At 64.5% G+C, this 16,623-nt stretch carries 20 protein-coding genes; 5 read left to right on the plus strand and 15 right to left on the minus strand.

Going from position 1 to position 16,623, the window contains the following annotated elements; all coding sequences use genetic code 11:
• Window positions 1–38 precede the first annotated feature (38 nt).
• The 8 genes from DY468_RS00635 to rpoZ all read right to left on the minus strand — a co-directional run bounded on the left by DY468_RS00635 (window position 39) and on the right by rpoZ (window position 7,460).
• The gene (locus tag DY468_RS00635; protein ID WP_164601390.1) at window positions 39–440 is read right to left on the minus strand and encodes a hypothetical protein; all 402 of its coding nucleotides are present in this window, start codon (window positions 438–440) and stop codon (window positions 39–41) included.
• Complete coding sequence (gene era, locus DY468_RS00640; RefSeq protein WP_502706203.1) at window positions 437–1,360, minus strand: GTPase Era; 924 nt, start codon at window positions 1,358–1,360, stop codon at window positions 437–439. Before era ends, DY468_RS00635 begins: the two co-directional genes overlap by 4 nt.
• Entirely contained in the window at window positions 1,353–2,171 is an 819-nt protein-coding gene (rnc, locus tag DY468_RS00645) for a ribonuclease III (protein WP_164601394.1), read from the minus strand. Before rnc ends, era begins: the two co-directional genes overlap by 8 nt.
• Window positions 2,168–2,926: a signal peptidase I gene (lepB, locus tag DY468_RS00650; protein ID WP_164601396.1), complete on the minus strand. Its 759-nt coding sequence runs from the start codon at window positions 2,924–2,926 to the stop codon at window positions 2,168–2,170. Before lepB ends, rnc begins: the two co-directional genes overlap by 4 nt.
• Before the next feature lie 241 nt (window positions 2,927–3,167).
• On the minus strand, window positions 3,168–3,608 hold the full coding sequence (gene acpS, locus DY468_RS00655; RefSeq protein WP_164601398.1) for a holo-ACP synthase: 441 nt from the start codon (window positions 3,606–3,608) through the stop codon (window positions 3,168–3,170).
• Complete coding sequence (locus tag DY468_RS00660; protein WP_164601400.1) at window positions 3,605–4,369, minus strand: pyridoxine 5'-phosphate synthase; 765 nt, start codon at window positions 4,367–4,369, stop codon at window positions 3,605–3,607. The genes acpS and DY468_RS00660 overlap by 4 nt, the downstream gene beginning before the upstream one ends.
• 149 nt (window positions 4,370–4,518) lie before the next feature.
• The gene (locus DY468_RS00665) at window positions 4,519–6,801 is read right to left on the minus strand and encodes a RelA/SpoT family protein (RefSeq protein ID WP_164601402.1); all 2,283 of its coding nucleotides are present in this window, start codon (window positions 6,799–6,801) and stop codon (window positions 4,519–4,521) included.
• Window positions 6,802–7,067: 266 nt separating this feature from the next.
• Window positions 7,068–7,460, minus strand: a complete 393-nt coding sequence (gene rpoZ, locus DY468_RS00670) for a DNA-directed RNA polymerase subunit omega (protein WP_013502516.1) — start codon at window positions 7,458–7,460, stop codon at window positions 7,068–7,070.
• A gap of 344 nt (window positions 7,461–7,804) precedes the next feature.
• Here rpoZ and DY468_RS00675 point away from each other — a divergent pair, with 344 nt between their 5' ends.
• Window positions 7,805–8,446, plus strand: a complete 642-nt coding sequence (locus tag DY468_RS00675; protein WP_164601404.1) for a LabA-like NYN domain-containing protein — start codon at window positions 7,805–7,807, stop codon at window positions 8,444–8,446.
• Between the two features lie 5 nt (window positions 8,447–8,451).
• On the plus strand, window positions 8,452–9,126 hold the full coding sequence (locus DY468_RS00680) for a uracil-DNA glycosylase (protein WP_164601406.1): 675 nt from the start codon (window positions 8,452–8,454) through the stop codon (window positions 9,124–9,126).
• A gap of 126 nt (window positions 9,127–9,252) precedes the next feature.
• Here DY468_RS00680 and DY468_RS00685 read toward each other — a convergent pair whose 3' ends face one another.
• The 6 genes from DY468_RS00685 to DY468_RS00710 form a co-directional block, all read right to left on the minus strand.
• Window positions 9,253–9,831 (minus strand): peroxiredoxin, encoded by a 579-nt coding sequence (locus DY468_RS00685; protein ID WP_164601408.1) that lies wholly within the window; start codon window positions 9,829–9,831, stop codon window positions 9,253–9,255.
• A 24-nt stretch (window positions 9,832–9,855) separates the two neighbouring features.
• The gene (gene smpB / locus DY468_RS00690) at window positions 9,856–10,329 is read right to left on the minus strand and encodes an SsrA-binding protein SmpB (protein WP_164601410.1); all 474 of its coding nucleotides are present in this window, start codon (window positions 10,327–10,329) and stop codon (window positions 9,856–9,858) included.
• 34 nt (window positions 10,330–10,363) lie between these two features.
• Window positions 10,364–10,843: a large conductance mechanosensitive channel protein MscL gene (gene mscL, locus DY468_RS00695; RefSeq protein ID WP_164601412.1), complete on the minus strand. Its 480-nt coding sequence runs from the start codon at window positions 10,841–10,843 to the stop codon at window positions 10,364–10,366.
• A 9-nt stretch (window positions 10,844–10,852) separates the two neighbouring features.
• Window positions 10,853–11,743, minus strand: a complete 891-nt coding sequence (gene dapA, locus DY468_RS00700) for a 4-hydroxy-tetrahydrodipicolinate synthase (RefSeq protein ID WP_164601414.1) — start codon at window positions 11,741–11,743, stop codon at window positions 10,853–10,855.
• A gap of 131 nt (window positions 11,744–11,874) precedes the next feature.
• A complete protein-coding gene (locus DY468_RS00705) occupies window positions 11,875–12,282 on the minus strand; it encodes a (R)-mandelonitrile lyase (RefSeq protein WP_164601416.1) in 408 nt (135 codons plus the stop codon).
• Window positions 12,283–12,293: 11 nt separating this feature from the next.
• Window positions 12,294–13,007 (minus strand): ribonuclease activity regulator RraA, encoded by a 714-nt coding sequence (locus DY468_RS00710; protein ID WP_164601418.1) that lies wholly within the window; start codon window positions 13,005–13,007, stop codon window positions 12,294–12,296.
• Between the two features lie 221 nt (window positions 13,008–13,228).
• On the opposite strand from DY468_RS00710, the gene pxpB reads away from it, so the two are divergent.
• Genes pxpB through DY468_RS00725 form a run of 3 tightly spaced genes read left to right on the plus strand, consistent with a single transcriptional unit; the run spans window position 13,229 to window position 15,756 of the window.
• The gene (gene pxpB / locus DY468_RS00715; RefSeq protein WP_164601420.1) at window positions 13,229–13,957 is read left to right on the plus strand and encodes a 5-oxoprolinase subunit PxpB; all 729 of its coding nucleotides are present in this window, start codon (window positions 13,229–13,231) and stop codon (window positions 13,955–13,957) included.
• Complete coding sequence (locus DY468_RS00720) at window positions 13,954–14,964, plus strand: 5-oxoprolinase subunit C family protein (protein WP_164601422.1); 1,011 nt, start codon at window positions 13,954–13,956, stop codon at window positions 14,962–14,964. The genes pxpB and DY468_RS00720 overlap by 4 nt, the downstream gene beginning before the upstream one ends.
• Before the next feature lie 27 nt (window positions 14,965–14,991).
• On the plus strand, window positions 14,992–15,756 hold the full coding sequence (locus DY468_RS00725; protein WP_164601424.1) for a LamB/YcsF family protein: 765 nt from the start codon (window positions 14,992–14,994) through the stop codon (window positions 15,754–15,756).
• Window positions 15,757–15,771: 15 nt separating this feature from the next.
• On the opposite strand, the gene DY468_RS00730 is transcribed toward DY468_RS00725, so the two are convergent.
• The gene (locus DY468_RS00730; protein ID WP_164601426.1) at window positions 15,772–16,623 is read right to left on the minus strand and encodes an alpha/beta hydrolase; all 852 of its coding nucleotides are present in this window, start codon (window positions 16,621–16,623) and stop codon (window positions 15,772–15,774) included.

A 16,623-nucleotide genomic window follows, 5' to 3' on the forward strand; every position in this document is an offset into this window, starting at 1 on the left:
AGCCTATCGGATCTTGTGCGGTCGCGCCCGTCCGGTCTTCAGGCGTTGAACCAGCCGCGGGCGTCGCCGGTGTAAGACAAGTAGATCCCAACCGCGGTCAGGATGCAGGACGCGATATCGATCCACAGGCCGGCTTCGATGCCGCTGTCGCCGATGATCTGCGCCAGCGACACCACCGAAAACACCAACGAGGCGGTCAGCACCGCCCGCGCCCAGTTCTTCCGGCCATGGGCCGCAAGCCAGACCAGATAGGTCAGCAGCACGATCAAGCCGGCCGCCATGGTGTTGGCGGCGGCGACGACGCCGGCCGCCATACTCGGCTCGATCACGGTCCGGTCCTGAAACGCCACGGAGATGCAGTCGAGCATCAGCGAGGTCAGCAGCAGCACCTCGAACCAATAGACGTTCCGCGGCAGGCTGGTGGTCGGGCTGGTGGTCATTCCTTGGGAAACTCCAGGCCCATTTCGCGGTAACGATCGGGATCGTTGCCCCAGTCTTCGCGCACCTTGACGAACAGGAACAGGTGGACCGGCTGCTCCAGAATCTCGCCGATCTCCTTGCGCGCCTCGGCGCCGATCGCCTTGATGGTCGCGCCGCCTTTGCCGAGCACGATTTTGCGCTGGCTCTCGCGTTCGACGAAAATCGTCTGCTCGATCTTCACCGAGCCGTCCTTGCGCTCGGTCCAGGTGTCGGTCTCCACCGTGGACTGATACGGCAGTTCCTGATGCAGTTTCCGGAAGATCTTCTCGCGGGTGATCTCGGCCGCGAGGTGGCGCAGCGGCGCATCCGACATCTGGTCTTCGGGATAGTGAAACGGGCCCGGCGGCACCTGAGCGGCGAGCGCCTTGCGCAGATCGTCGACGCCGTCGCCGGTCAGCGCCGAGACCATGAAGGTCTGGTCGAACGCCAGCCGCTGATTGGCGGCCTGCGCGAGCGCCAGAAGCTTCTCGCGGACGATCAAATCGATCTTGTTGAGCACCAGCAGTTTCGGCCGATCGACATTGGTGAGATTGGCCAGGATGTCTTCGGCCTGCTCGTTGATGCCGGCTCTCGCGTCGAGCAGCACGCAGACGAGGTCGGCATCGTGCGCGCCGCTCCATGCGGTCTTGACCATCGCGCGGTCGAGCCGCCGCTTCGGCGCGAAGATGCCGGGCGTATCGACCAGGATGATCTGTGCGGAATCTTCGATGACGATGCCGCGGATCAGCGCGCGCGTGGTCTGCACCTTGCGCGACACGATCGTTACTTTCGAGCCGACCAGCGCATTGACCAGCGTGGATTTGCCGACGTTCGGCGCTCCGATCAGCGCAACGAAACCGCAGCGGGTCGCGGCTGACGCCGCTTCTTCATGTTCAGCCATCATTGCTGCCTGTGCCGACACCTTCGCGGGTCAGCATCGCCGATGCGGCAACCTTTTCGGCCGCACGCTTGCTGCCGCCGACGCCCTCTGCCGGCTCCAGGCCCGGAAGTACGACGGCGACGCGGAATTGCGGATCGTGATGAGGCCCGGTGCGTTCGACCTCACGATAAACCGGTGTCGGCAGACCGCGAGCCTGCGCCCACTCCTGCAACACGGTCTTGGGATCGCGGAGCGACCGCGCGGGCTTGCGCATGCGCTCGGTCCAGTTGCGCCGGACGAAATCGGAAGCCGCCTCGTAGCCGCCGTCGAGATAGATCGCGCCGATCACCGCCTCGCAGATGTCGCCCAGCACCGACCGGCGCAGTTTCGCGCCGACGCCCGCCCCCACGGTGCCGAGCTTGATGCCCTCGATCAGATCGAGGCCGCGCGCGACATCGGCGCAGGATTCCTTGCGCACCAGATCGGCCAGCCGCTTCGACAACTCGCCCTCGTCGGCGTCGGGAAACGCCCGGTACAGCATGTCCGAGACGATCAGGCCGAGCACGTGATCGCCGAGAAACTCAAGCCGCTGATAGCTGTCGGTGCGGCGCGCGGATTTCAGCGCCGACACATGGGTGAGCGCCGTGGTCAGCAACGCCGGGTCGGTGAAGCTGTAGCCGAGCCGCTGCTCGATCGCCGCCGCCGTCGCCTTGGACTTGGCTTTGCTGGCGCGGCGCTTCTTCGCAGCCGACGGCTCCGTCGCTGGAGCTTGCTGCGGCTGCGGATCGCTGCCCGTCGACGCGGCGTCGACGTTGGTCACGTCATCGGTCATCGCACAATGGTGAAGATGCGGCCCCAACGAACCGCGGTCGGCCAGCGCCAGATCTGCCAGGCGTGTTCGCCTTCGGCGATCGAGAAAAAGATCATCTGTGCGCGGCCGATCAGGTTCTCGTAAGGAACGTAGCCGACTGCAGACAGCACCCGGCTGTCGGTGGAGTTGTCGCGGTTGTCGCCCATCATGAAGAAGTGGCCGGGCGGCACGGTGTAGACGTTGGTGTTGTCGTAGAAGCCGTTGTCGACGCAATCCAGCGTCTCGTAGGACACGCCGTTCGGCAGCGTTTCCTTCCAGCGCTTGACGCGCGCCGTCGCCTCCGATCCGCACGGATCTTCACCGACGTAATCCGACAACCGCTCGCGCTCGACCGGCTTGTCGTTGATGTAGAGGAGCCCTTCCCGCATCTGGATGCGGTCGCCCGGCAGGCCGATGACGCGCTTGATGTAGTCGGTGGTGTCGTCCTTCGGCAACCGGAACACCACTACGTCGCCACGGTTCGGCTCGGAGCCGAAGATCCGGCCGGAGAACAGCGGCGGCGACAGCGGGATCGAATAATGGCTGTAGCCGTAGGAGTATTTCGAGACGAACAGATAATCGCCGACCAGCAGCGTCGCCTTCATCGATCCGGAGGGAATGTTGAAAGGCGGGAACAGGAAGGTGCGGATCACCAGGGCAATAATGAGGGCGTGAATGACGACGCGGATGGTTTCGCCGACGCCGCTCTCAGATTTGGTTCCGGATGTCACGCTCATCGCTTTCCCGATTCCCGTCGCGTGGAGTCGCGCGGTGGACGATTGGACTGGTGTGGAGCGTATCCTGGCGGAGGGCGAGACGTGGTCCGCGGCAGCGGAAACCGCCACGACCGGCGCTCGTCCGCCGAAGATCCGACCCCTCTGGGGATTCCGCGCGGTTGTAGACTGTTGTCGCGACCGGCGCAATCAAACGTCGCGGTTCCGCGGGCTAATGCTATGACGAATCAGCGGCTTTTCGGGCTCAGGAAGGCGTCCCCCCAAGCCCTTCGACGACCGCCGGAACGGCCGAGATCACCACGAAAGCCTGGGCAAGCGGCCATTCGTCGGTGATCGAGAGATCGATCCGCGCCACCATGCCTTCGGGCGTCAGCGCATCGAGCCGGGCCTTGGCGCCTCCGGTCAGCGCCATGGTCGGCCGGCCGCCGGGCAGATTGACCACCCCCATGTCGCGCCACCACACGCCCTGGCGGATGCCGGTGCCGAGCGCCTTGGAGCATGCTTCCTTGGCGGCGAAGCGCTTGGCGTAGGTGGCGGCGACCAATTCGGCCTTTTTGGCGCGACGCTCGGCCTTCGCCCGCTCGGCCTCGGTGAACACCCGATCAAGGAAACGGTCGCCGTGGCGCTCCATCACTTTGGCAATCCGCGTGATGTCGATCAGGTCCGACCCGATACCGATGATCATGCGGCGACCGCCTTGGCGCGGCCCCGCTCCATCGCGGCCCGCATCGCCCGCACGGTCTCGCCGAGGCCGACGAACAGCGCCTCGCCGATCATGTAGAAGCCGATATTGAGTTCGGCGATCTCCGGCAGCGCCGAAATCGTCTCCGCGGTAGCGTAATCGAGGCCGTGGCCGGCGTGCACTTCGAGCCCCGCCGAGCGCGCCAGCGCGGCGCCTTTGACGATGCGCTGCCATTCGGCGGTCGCCTTTGCGGTCTCGCCGTCATTGATCGCGTCGCACCAGGCGCCGGTGTGGATTTCGATCGCCGGGGCCTTCAACTTCGCGGCCATTTCGATCTGCGCCGGATCAGCGGCGATGAACAGCGAGGCGCGGATGCCGGCGTCGTTGAAACGCGCGATTGCGGGGCCGAGCGAGGCTTGCTGACCGACCGCGTCGAGGCCGCCTTCGGTGGTGAGTTCCTCGCGCCGCTCCGGCACCAGACACACCGCGTGCGGCTTCACTCCAAGCGCGATCCGGACCATTTCGTCGGTCGCCGCCATTTCGAAATTCAGCGGCTTGGAGATCTCCGCCTTCAGCCGCTGCATGTCGGCGTCGCGGATGTGGCGGCGATCCTCACGCAAATGCGCGGTGATGCCGTCGGCGCCGGCTTCGATCGCCGCGAACGCGGCGCGCAACGGATCAGGATGACGGCCGCCGCGCGCGTTTCGCAGCGTGGCGATGTGATCGATGTTGACGCCGAGACGCAGCGGAGGAGCTTTGGACATTATCGAGTACCGAAAGACTTGGAGTGGATATCACTCGCCCTTGCGAGGAGCGAAGCGACGAAGCAATCCAGTTCAGTGCGCTTTGTCCTGGATTGCTTCGCTGCGCACGCAATGACGAACATACTAACTGCCTCGTGCGACCTCTGGCCTCAGCCGTTGACCCGCTCGACGTGAGCGACGACGTCCTTAGCGCGCAACTGGGCGATGATGGCGCTGAGGTGCTTCAGGTCATAGACCTCGAGATCGATGGTGAGCTCGGTGAAATCCGGCGAGCGCCGGCTCATGTTGATGTTGTCGATGTTGCCGTCGTGCTCGGCGATGACGCCTGCGATCTGCGCGAGACTGCCGGGCTCGTTGACGTTCTGCACGAACAGCCGCGCCGGAAAGCGCTGCGGCGTGCTCTCGTCGATGTCCCACTTCACGTCCAGCCAACGCTCAGGCTCTTCCTCGAACTCCGTCAAGGCCGGCGACTGGATCGGATAGATCGTAATGCCCTCGCCCGGCGTGACGATGCCGACGATGCGGTCCCCCGGCACCGCACCGCCATTCGGCGCGAACTTCACCGGCAGACCGGAATGCAGACCGCCGATCGGAATCACAGGGCTGACCTTCCCCGTTTCGATCGGTTTGCCGACGGCCTTATCGGGCACATCTTTTTTGCCGCCGAACCGGGCGATCCGCTCTTCCTTGTAGTCCGGATACATCGCCCGGGCGACATCGGACGCTTTCATCTCGCCGCGGCCGACCGACGCCATGACGTCCTCGACCGAAGCGCGAGCCAGCCGCGGCAGCGCGCCTTTCAGCTTGTCGTCGGCGTAGTCGATCTTCGCGCGGGCGAACAGACGCTCGACGATGCGGCGGCCGAGGCCGGCGTACTGATCGCGCATCGCCACGCGGGTCGCACGGCGGATCGCGGCTCTCGCCTTGCCGGTGCGCGCCAGCGATTCCCACGCCGCCGGCGGCGCCGACTGCACCGGCGAGGTCAGCACTTCGACCTCGTCACCGTTCTGCAGTTCCGACGACAGCGGCGCGAACTTGCCGTTGATCTTGCAACCCACGGCGCTGTTGCCGACGTCGGTGTGGACCGCATAGGCGAAGTCGACGACATTGGCTTTGCGCGGCAGCGCGATCAGCTTGCCCTTCGGGGTGAAGCAGAACACCTGATCGTGGAACAGTTCGAGCTTGGTGTGCTCGAGGAATTCCTCGGGGTTCGAACTCTCCGACAGCATCTCGATGGTGTGGCGGAGCCAGGCGAACGCGTTGGACTCGCGGTTCAGCAACTCGGTCGGCGAACCGACGCCGTCCTTGTAGAACGCATGCGCGGCGATGCCGTATTCGGCGATCTGATTCATCTCGCGGGTGCGGAACTGGAGTTCGACGCGCTGCTGGCCGGGGCCGATCACCGTGGTGTGCAGCGAGCGATAATCGTTCTGCTTCGGGGTGGAGATGTAGTCCTTGAACCGACCCGGCACCATCGGCCAGGTCGTGTGCACGACGCCGAGCGCGCGATAGCAGGCTTCGACGTTATCGAGCACGACGCGAAAACCATAGATGTCGGAGAGCTGCTCGAAGCCGACCGACTTCCGCTCCATCTTGGTCCAGATCGAGAACGGCCGCTTGCGCCGTCCGGTGACTTCCGCAGTAATCCCGTGGCGGGCGAGATTGGCGGAGAGTTGGCTTTCGATCTCGCCGATCAGATTCCGGTTACGTTCTGCGAGCGCATCCAGCCGCTGCATGACGACCGTAAAGGCTTCCGGGTCGAGGCTGCGGAACGATAGATCCTCCAGCTCCTCGCGCATCTCCTGCATGCCCATGCGGCCTGCGAGCGGCGCGTAGATGTCGAGCGTCTCCTCGGCAATGCGCTGCCGCGACGCCGGCGGCACGAAATCGAGCGTGCGCATGTTGTGCAGCCGGTCGGCCAGCTTGATCAGCAGCACGCGAACGTCGTCGGCGATCGCGAGTAGCAGCTTGCGCAGGTTTTCCGCCTGCTTGGCTTCGCGCGACACCAGCTCGAGCCGCTTCAGCTTGGTCAGGCCCTCGACCAGCGCACCGATCTCCGGACCGAACATGCTGTCGATCTCGGTCCGTGTCGCCTCGGTGTCCTCGATGGTGTCGTGCAGCAACGCGGCGACGATGGTGGCGTCGTCGAGCTTGAGGTTGGTCAGAATCGCCGCGACTTCGAGCGGATGGGAAAAATACGGGTCGCCCGAGGCGCGAGTCTGCTCGCCGTGCGCCATCATGGCGTAGACGTAAGCCCGATTGAGCAGATCTTCGTCGGTGTTCGGGTTGTAGGATCGGACCCGTTCGACCAGGTCGTACTGGCGCATCATCCGGGCACGCGACCTGGGCTTGGCGGCGGCAGCCGGCTCGGCAACAGCGGCTGCGCCGCCGGCCTGCTCCATCTGCTTCGAACTCTGGCGTCCTGACGCCATTTCACAAACCTCTATTGCACCGCGGCAAGACTGAGCTTACCGCGGCCGTCGCTCTGCCGTTGTCTGACGGGTTTAGGACTTGTGCCACGAAAGGAACCCGAACAGCCAGAAAAAACCGCGATTTCGGCAGAGTTTAGGTCAATGCAGCAATGCGGCATGACAACGCTGCCAGCGGGCCCGAGCGATCGTCCCAAAACAAAACGGCCCGGAGATTATCCGGGCCGTTCGCGTCCGCATCACGGAAATTTGTCGGAGCAAAAGCTCCCTTATTCGTCTTCTTCGGGCTGCTCTTCCGGGGGCGCCAAGCCCTCCAGGCCCTTGAGCAGTTCTTCCTCGGTCATCCGTTCCATGGCGACCTCGGTATCGTCGGCATCGACGCTGGCACCGGCCGAACCGATCAGCGGAACGGTATCCTGCTCCGGCTCATCGACCTCAACGAACTTCTGCAGCGAATGCACCAGCTCTTCTTTGAGATCTTCCGGCGAGATCGTCTGATCGGCAATTTCGCGAAGCGAAACAACCGGATTCTTGTCGTTGTCGCGGTCGATGGTGAGCGGCGAGCCGGACGAGATCATGCGGGCACGGTGAGCGGCCAACAGAACCAGGTCGAACCGGTTGTCGACCTTGTCAATGCAATCTTCCACGGTGACGCGCGCCATGGCCAGTCGCTCCGTTAATAGGATCAAAATCGGGGTTAGACCGCTAAGTATAGGGCGTGGCCAGCTTGCGCAAGCAGCAATTTGTCATTTGGACGAACGCAGCCACTCTGATAATGCACCTGATGATCCGTGAGGGCCGACGATCGCCCGGCTCGGACGAACACGAGTCCGACAACAAATGGCTTCTTTTCAGAAAGAAAAGTATAGAATACCGGCCGATGCTTCGTGCGGTTGAAGTGGTGCCGGTTGCCCAGCGCGACGGCTATTCGTGCAAAAATTGACTTAAGCTGCGCAGCTCTTTGCGTTGCGCCAAGAAGCTGACAACAGACACATGAGAGATCTTGATGTCCACTTCCTCCAGTAACAAAATTGCGCTGTTCATCGATGGCGCCAATCTTTACGCAACCGCAAAGACCCTCGGCTTCGACATCGACTACAAGCGGCTGCTGAAGGAATTTCAAAGCCGCGGCAATTTGATCCGCGCCTTTTACTACACCGCGATCATCGAGGATCAGGAATACTCCTCGATCCGCCCGCTGATCGACTGGCTGGATTACAACGGCTACACCGTTGTCACCAAAGCGACCAAGGAGTTCATCGACGCCTCCGGTCGCCGCAAGGTCAAGGGCAACATGGACATCGAACTCGCAGTCGATGCCATGGAGTTGGCCGAACACATCGACCAGATGGTGCTGTTCTCGGGCGACGGCGATTTCCGATCGCTGGTCGAAGCGGTCCAGCGCCGCGGCGTCCGCGTCACCGTGATTTCGACGATCTCCAGCCAGCCGCCGATGATCGCCGACGAACTTCGTCGCCAGGCCGACATCTTTACCGACCTGGTCGAGCTGCAGTCGAAGATCGGTCGCGATCCGGCTGATCGTCCGCCGCCGCGGGAACCGCGCGAGCCGCGCCACCATGCGCCGCAATTCCTGCAGCGTTCTACTGCCTTGGCGTCGCGCGCCGGGGCTGACGACTTCGAAGACTAAGGTCCATGCCGACGCTGACGCGGGGCTCCGGGCCCCGCGTCCCGACCTCCCTCACCGCCCCCGATCGAAACTGCCCGTTCTGCCCGCGCCTCGCCGAATTCCGGAGCGAGATCCGCGCGCGTGAACCGGGCTGGTTCAACGCGCCCGTGCCGTCGTTCGGCGACGCCGGCGCGTCGCTGTTGATCGTCGGTCTCGCGCCAGGGGTGCAAGGCGCCAATCGCACCGGACGGCCATTCACCGGCGACTATGCCGGCGACCTGCTCTACGCCACCCTGATCGAATATGGCTTCGCCAGCGGTCAATATCAGGCGCGGCCCGACGACGGCCTGCAACTGATCGATTGCCGGATCAGCAATGCGGTGCGCTGCGTGCCGCCGCAGAACAAGCCTTTGCCGATCGAAATCAATACATGCCGCCGCTTTCTGATCGCCACGATCGAGGCGATGCCGAAGCTGCGTGCGATCGTCCTGCTCGGACGGATCGCCCATGATTCAACGCTGAAGGCGCTCGGCCTCCGCGCCGCTCAGGCCCCGTTCGGCCACGGCACCGTTCACGAGGCCGGCCGCCTACGCCTCTACGACAGCTATCACTGCTCGCGCTACAATACGAACACCGGCGTGCTGACGCCAAAGATGTTCCACGACGTGTTCGCCCGAGTCCGGGCTGATCTAGACGCGTAGTTGATCAGAAAGAATCGTCATTGCGAGGAGCGAAGCGACGAAGCAATCCAGAGGCCACACGTTCCGAGGCCTCTGGATTGCTTCGCTTCGCTCGCAATGACGGCGATGGGCATCCGCGACTGCTAACTAGCGCGGATTGGCCTTGAGCCACTCCAACACATCGCCCGCGTTCCGGTCCGGCGGGAAGACCGGATAGAAGACGTGGCTGATATGGCCGTCGTCGATAATCAGCGCCATGCGCTTCAGCAGCGTCATGCCGGCAACCTGCATGGTCGGCAGGTTCGCTGCACGGGTCAATTCGAGGCTCTCGTCGGACAGCACCGGAAACGGCAGGTGCAGCCGGCTCGCCATCTCTGCCTGATACGCGGTGGACTGCGTCGACAAACCGAACACCTGGTCGGCTCCGGCGGTCTTCAGTTCGGCAAACAGGTCTCGAAACGCACATGTCTGCGGCGTGCACCCCCGCGCGCCAGGGATCATGTCCCAGTCGTCGACCGGCGCGATCTTGCCGGGTTCTCCGGTCCGAGGATAGGCGAACACGACGGTGCGTCCCGTCAGCGCGGCCAGAGTGACGTCGCCGCCACCGGTCGCTGGCAGCGCCACAGGAGGAATCGCTGAGCCCGGCAGATGTGCGGCTCCGCCGTCGTCCGCCGGCGCCGGAATCGCGCTCCAATCGACATCCATGATGTTGGGCTGGTTCGCCATCCGATCCCTCCGGTCGACTACCGCTCAGCCGCGGGCGCGCAGCAGACGGCCCTTCTCGCGATTCCAGTCGCGCTTCTTTTCCGTCTCACGCTTGTCGTGCAGCTTCTTGCCCTTGGCGAGCGCGAGCTGCAGCTTGGCCCGACCACGCTCGTTGAAATACAGCTTGAGCGGAATCAGCGTCATGCCTTCGCGCTCGACGGCGCCGATCAGCTTGTTGATCTGCTTGCGGTGGAGCAGCAGTTTCCGCGGCCGCTTGGGCTCGTGGTTGAAGCGGTTGGCCTGCAGATATTCCGGAATATTGGCGTTGATCAGCCAGATCTCGCTGCCACGCGCGTCCGCATACGACTCCGCGATCGTGGTCTTGCCGTTGCGGATCGACTTGACCTCGGTGCCGGTCAACGCGATGCCGGCCTCGATCGTGTCGTCGATCGCGTAGTTGAAGCGCGCCTTGCGATTCTCCGCCACGACCTTGATCGGGCGTTCGTTCTTGTCGGCCATGTCGGCGGCTCCTGTGACGCGACGCCGTCGTCGTCTAGGCCGACGGGCCGGCGCCCTTCTTCAACAAATCCCTGATCTCGGTCAGAAGCTCTTCCTGCCGGGTCGGGGTCGGCAGCGGTGGTTTGGCTTCCTCCGCCTTCTGCTTCAGCCTGTTCAGCGAACGGATCACCGCGAACAGCACCGCCGCGATGATCAGGAAGTTCAGTGTCACCGTGAGGAAGTTGCCCCAGGCGAGCACCGCGCCCTGCTTCTTGGCTTCAGCCAGGGTGTTGGCGGTGACGGCTTTCGACAGCGGCGTGAAATAATTCGAGAAATCCAATCCGCCGGTCAACGCACCGATGATCGGCATGATCACATCGCCGACCAGCGATGTGACGATGCCGCCAAACGCTGCACCGATGATGACGCCGACCGCGAGGTCGACGACGTTGCCCTTCATCGCGAAATCGCGAAACTCCTTCAGGAGCCTCGAGCCCTTCTGCTCGAGGTTACGGACGGACTCGATGCTGCTCATGCGCCCCTGTCAGTTGATCACTCCCGCGTGCACCATCGCAGCACGGATCGCCTTCCCGGTCGGTTCAGTCACCGTCATCAGCGGCAACCGGACTTCTTCCTGAATGCGCCCAAGCAGCGTCAGTCCGTGCTTGGCGCCAGCCACTCCCGGCTCCTTGAACACCGCGTCGTGCAGCGGCACCAGACGGTCCTGGATCTTCAGGGCGCCCGGATAGTCGCCGGCGAACACCGCACCCATCAGATCCGAGCACAGCTTCGGCGCGACGTTCGAAACCACCGAGATGCAGCCATGACCGCCCGCCGCCATATAGGCCAGCGCGGTCATGTCCTCGCCGGAGAGCTGGATGAAGTCCGGCCCCATCGCGTGGCGTTGCTGCGATACCCGGCCGAGATTGGCGGTCGCGTCCTTCACGCCGACGATGTTGTCGAGCTCGTACAGCCGGCTCATGGTGTCGACCGACATGTCGACGACCGACCGCGGCGGAATGTTGTAGATGATGATCGGAATCCCGATCGCATCGTTCACCGCCTTGAAGTGCTGATACATGCCTTCCTGGGTCGGCTTGTTGTAGTACGGCGTCACCACCAGCACCGCATCGGCGCCGGCCTTCTCGGCATGTCGCGCGAGTTCGACGGCTTCGCGGGTCGAGTTGGAGCCAGCGCCGGCGATCACCGGCACGCGACCCTTGGCTTCTTCGATGCACCACTCCACCACCTTGTGGTGTTCCTCGTGGCTCAGGGTCGGGCTCTCGCCGGTGGTTCCGACCGGCACCAGACCATGGGTGCCCTGCTCGATCTGCCAGTTCACCAGGCTGCGAAACGCCTGCTCGTCGAGCGCGCCATTTTTGAACGGCGTGACCAAGGCGGTGTAAGACCCCCGAAATTTCGTCTTGGCTGCCATCTTCTTCTCCTCAACGCCCGCCACCTTGCAACGAAGCGCCCTTCATATCGAGTCCCTTCCTGACGGGAAAGGGTCCCATCGGCTGAGAAACAGGCGGTTTTGAGAATTCGGATTGCTCGGGGCCGCCAGCGTCAGGCTGTGGGCGCGACAGCGTATTCCGCGTCCGTGACCTGCTCCATCCAGGTGGCGAAACTGCCGTCGAGCGCCTCCTGCATCGCAATATGGGTCATGCCGTTGGCCGGCGACGCGCCGTGCCAGTGCTTCTCGCCGGGCGGAATCCACACCACGTCGCCGGCGCGGATCTCCCGCACCGGGCCGCCTTCGGTCTGAATCCGTCCCACGCCGGTCACGACATACAGAGTCTGCCCGAGCGGATGGGTGTGCCACGCGGTCCGTGCGCCGGGCTCGAACGCCACCCGGGTCGCTGCCAGCCGCGCCGGCGCCGGTGCGGCGACGATCGGGTCCTGCCACACCGTCCCGGTGAAATAGTCCTTCGGCGCCCGCTGGGTGGGGCGTGAGCCCGCCGCGAAGATATCCATCGACAGGCTCCTTACGCTTTATCGGCATTCTGCTTGAACGCAGCGTATCGCGCTTTGGTTTCGGCGTTCATCGGGTACAGGCCGGGCAGCACTGCGCCGTTGTTCACCTCCTCGACGATCCAGCCTTCCATCCGCTCCTGCTCCGGCCCTTCGGCCAGCACATGGTCGAGCAGCGCCTGCGGGATCAACACCGCGCCATCCTGATCGGCAACGATGATGTCCTTCGGGAACACGGCAACGCCGCCACAGCCGATCGGCTGGTCCCAGCCGACAAAGGTCAGACCGGCCACAGAGGGCGGCGCCGCCGCGCCGTCGCACCACACCGGCAGGCCGGTGCCGAGCACGCCCTCGAGGTCGCGCACCACGCCGTCGGTGATCAGCGCGGTGATGCCGCGCTTGACCATCCGCGCGCAAAGAATGTCGCCGAAGATGCCGGCGTCCTTGATGCCCATCGCATCGACCACGGCGATGCAGCCTTCCGGCATCGCCTCGATCGCCGCGCGGGTCGAGATCGGCGAGGCCCAGGATTCCGGCGTCGCCAGATCCTCGCGCGCAGGTACGAAGCGCAGCGTGAACGCCTCGCCGACCAGCCGTGTCGCACCGGGCCGCAGGGGCCGTGCGCCGCGCATCCAGACGTTACGGAGCCCCTTCTTCAGCAGCACCGTGGTGATGGTCGCGGTCGAAACGCGCGACAGGATGTCGATGGCTTCCGGGGTCAGTGACATGAAGAAAGAACTCCGATGATTGTCGGCGCATCTTGCGGGCCGCGCCTGCCGCGTCAAGACGCAACCCCGCGATCAGCAGCACGGCTTGGCGCATGACGATCATCGTATTTTATCACCTCCGGGTGCGCCAATTTATCGGCCATCGCATTCGTTTCGAGTTGATTTTCACCCACGCCGAAAACGCGCTATCGCTGCCCGGAGCTTTGTGAGATCGTCGTTACATGACCACCCTACCTCCCAGAATGCTGCCGAGTGGTGATAGCGCGATCACCGTCGAGTTTGGCCGCGATATCAGCGACGAGTCCAACCGGCGCGTGCTCGCGCTCGACCGCAGGCTGACCCAGACGCCGATCGCCGGCATTATCGAGACCGTCCCAACCTATCGTTCGCTGCTGGTGCACTACGATCCCGAAACCATCGGCTTTGCGGCGCTGTCCGAACACCTTGCGACGCTCGCACTGTCGACCGACGACAGCGAGAATGCCGCCAAGAGACATTGGCGGATTCCGGTGTGCTACGGCGGCGAATACGGCATCGATCTGGAAGATGCAGCGCGAGGTTTGAACATGACTCCCGATGCGCTGGTCGCCCGCCACGTCGCGGGCAACTACCGCGTCGCGATGATCGGCTTCACGCCCGGCTGGTCGTATCTCTCCGGGCTCGATCCCGCGCTGGCGATGCCACGGCGGCAAGCGCCGCGGTTGCACACGCCGGCCGGCACGATCTCGGTCGGCGGCATCCAGACCGGAATCCAGTGTTTGCCCGGACCAAGCGGTTGGCATCTGCTCGGCCGCACACCGGTGCGAACCTATCAGTTGCATCGTGAGCCGATCTTTCTGCTCGAACCGGGCGATACGATCAGCTTTGCGCGGATCGACGAGAAGGAATTTGCCGAGCGAGACGACGCCGCGTCCCGGGGAGATGTCGTCGCGGAATTGTTGAGCGCATGACGATACTGGTGATCGACAGCATAGGCCCGGCCACCTCCGTGCAGGATGCAGGGCGACATGGCGCACAGCGCTACGGTTTGACGCCGAGCGGCGCAATGGACCGTCTCTCGCTCGCTGCATCCAATGTGCTGGTCGGCAACGATCCGCTCGCGGCAGCGATCGAAGTGGGGCCACTGGGCGCGAAACTCAGCGTCCGCGACGGCGCGGTACGGCTGGCGCTGACGGGAGCCGAACGGCCTGCAGCGCTGGATGGGGCGCCGCTCGCATTCAACGAATCCTTCGTCCTCAGCGAAGGCCAGGTCCTCACGCTCGGCGTGGCGCGTGGCGGCGTGTTCAGCTATCTGGCCATCGAAGGCGGCGTCAGCGGCGAGCCGATGTTCGGCAGCCTCGCAGTCAACGCGCGCGCAGGACTCGGCAGCCCTTATCCACGAACGCTGCAGGCGGGCGACACCATCGCGGTCAAATCGGCGACGCCGGCGGTCGAACGCCGCCTCGATCTGCCCGAGCAGCTCGATGCGCCGATCCGCGTCGTCCTCGGTCCGCAGGACGATGAGTTCGGCGACGCGGTCGAGACGTTCCTGGCCGGCGAATGGACGATCTCGGCGACCAGCGACCGGATGGGTTATCGGCTCGAGGGGCCGCAGATCTCGCATCTCCACGGCCACAACATCGTCTCGGACGGCACCGTCGACGGCAGCATCCAAGTGCCCGGCTCTGGCCAGCCGATCGTGCTGATGCCGGATCGCGGCACCAGCGGCGGCTATCCGAAGATCGCCACCGTGATCTCAGCCGATCTCGGCCGGTTGGCGCAGCGGCAACCCGGGCGCCCCTTCCGCTTTCAGGCGGTGAGCGTCGAAGACGCACAAGCTGCTTATCGCGCGATGGCCAAGCTGATCCGCTCGCTGCCCGACCTGCCGCGCGAGGCGCAGCACGCCGCCATCGACCTCGACGCGCTGCTCTCCGCCAACGTCGCCGGCACAGCGATCGACGCGCTGACGGCGGAGTAATCGACTCAGACTACGGGACTAATCGAGATGAAGATCGATCTGAACTGCGACCTTGGCGAAGGTTTTGGCGTCTGGCAGATGGGTGACGATGCGGCGATGATGCAGATCGCCACCAGCGTCAACATCGCCTGCGGCTTCCATGCCGGCGATCCGGACATCATGCACGCGACCGTCAAACTGGCGAAGCAGAACGGAGTCGCGATCGGCGCGCATCCGGGCTTCCGCGACCTGCACGGCTTCGGCCGCCGGCCGGTGCCGGGGATCACCGCGGCCGAGATCGAAAACCTCGTCGCCTATCAGATCGGTGCGCTGCAGGCGGTCGCGGCCCTCGCCGGCCACAAGGTGACCCACGTCAAGGCACACGGCGCGCTGTCCAACGTCGCCTGCGAAGACGACATGACTGCGCGTGCCATCGCGTCGGCGATCAAGGCCGTCGATCGGTCACTGGTGTTCGTCGTGCTGGCGAACTCCAAACTCATGCTGGCGGGCGAAGCCACCGGTTTGCCGCTGGCGCACGAAGTGTTCGCCGATCGGGCCTACGAGGACGACGGCAATCTAGTGTCGCGCAAGAAGCCCGGCGCAGTGCTGCACGACCCCGATGAGATTGCCGAACGCGTGCTGCGAATGGCGCAGGACGGCGCCGTCGTCTCGGTCACCGGCAAGGTGATCAAGATGCGGACCGACACGGTGTGCATCCACGGCGATACCAAAGGCGCGGTCGAGATCGCGCGCGGCGTCCGCCGCAAGCTGGAAGCCAACGGCATCGCCGTCGCGCCCTTTGCGGGGACCTGACGCCTGCGGCCGGCGCTACGCCCCGGCCAGCGCCAACAACTCCGCCGTCAGTGCGCCATCGCCGCTCCATTCATCCAGAATGGAGAAGTGGTGATGCCGCGGCAGGATGCTCAGAGTGATGGGCAATCCTGCCCGCGCGGCGACGTTGGAATAATCCAGCGACTGCCGCTGCAATTCCGGCAATTCGTCGCCGCCGACCAGCAGCGATTGCGCCGCCGTGCCGAGACGTGTGCGGCGGATCGGGCTCAAGATCTCGATCTCCTGCCGGTCGAGGCCTAGCGCCTCGTCGAGATAGCAGAGCGCAATCGGCTCGAGATCGAAGATGCCGCTGATGCACACCGCGCCTCGGACTGCGGAATGCGCACTCGCCACCGACGCCAGATGCCCGCCCGCGGACCAGCCGCTGACCACCAGCCTGCGCCGGTCGAAGCCGAATCGCTCGGTGTCGGCAGCCAGTACGTCGAGGGCCAGATCGACCTCGGCGACGATGTCCGACAGCCGCGCCGCAGGCGCCAGCGTGTAGCCGACCACGGCGACATCGATGCCGTGCGCGTTGGGGCCATCGGCAACGAAGGAAAACATCTCCTTCGAATTGCGCTGCCAATAGCCGCCGTGCAGAAACACCAGCAGCGGTGCGCCCGTTTGGCCCGAGGCAAAATAATCGAGCGAAGTTCGCTCGCGATCCGCATAAGGGATATCGAGCCGCGCTCCGGGACCGGCGCGGCGGACGGCGCTGCGCTCGCGCCAGCGCTCCAACCATTGCGGGCTGTCGACCACTGCCGCGCTGTTGTTGTAGGCGGCATCGAGCGCCGCGCGATCCATCCCGCGATAGATCGTTCGCGAGGTTTCAGGGGCTGACAGGTCCAC

The organism is Rhodopseudomonas sp. BR0M22 (assembly GCF_010907035.1).
Taxonomy (GTDB): domain Bacteria; phylum Pseudomonadota; class Alphaproteobacteria; order Rhizobiales; family Xanthobacteraceae; genus Rhodopseudomonas.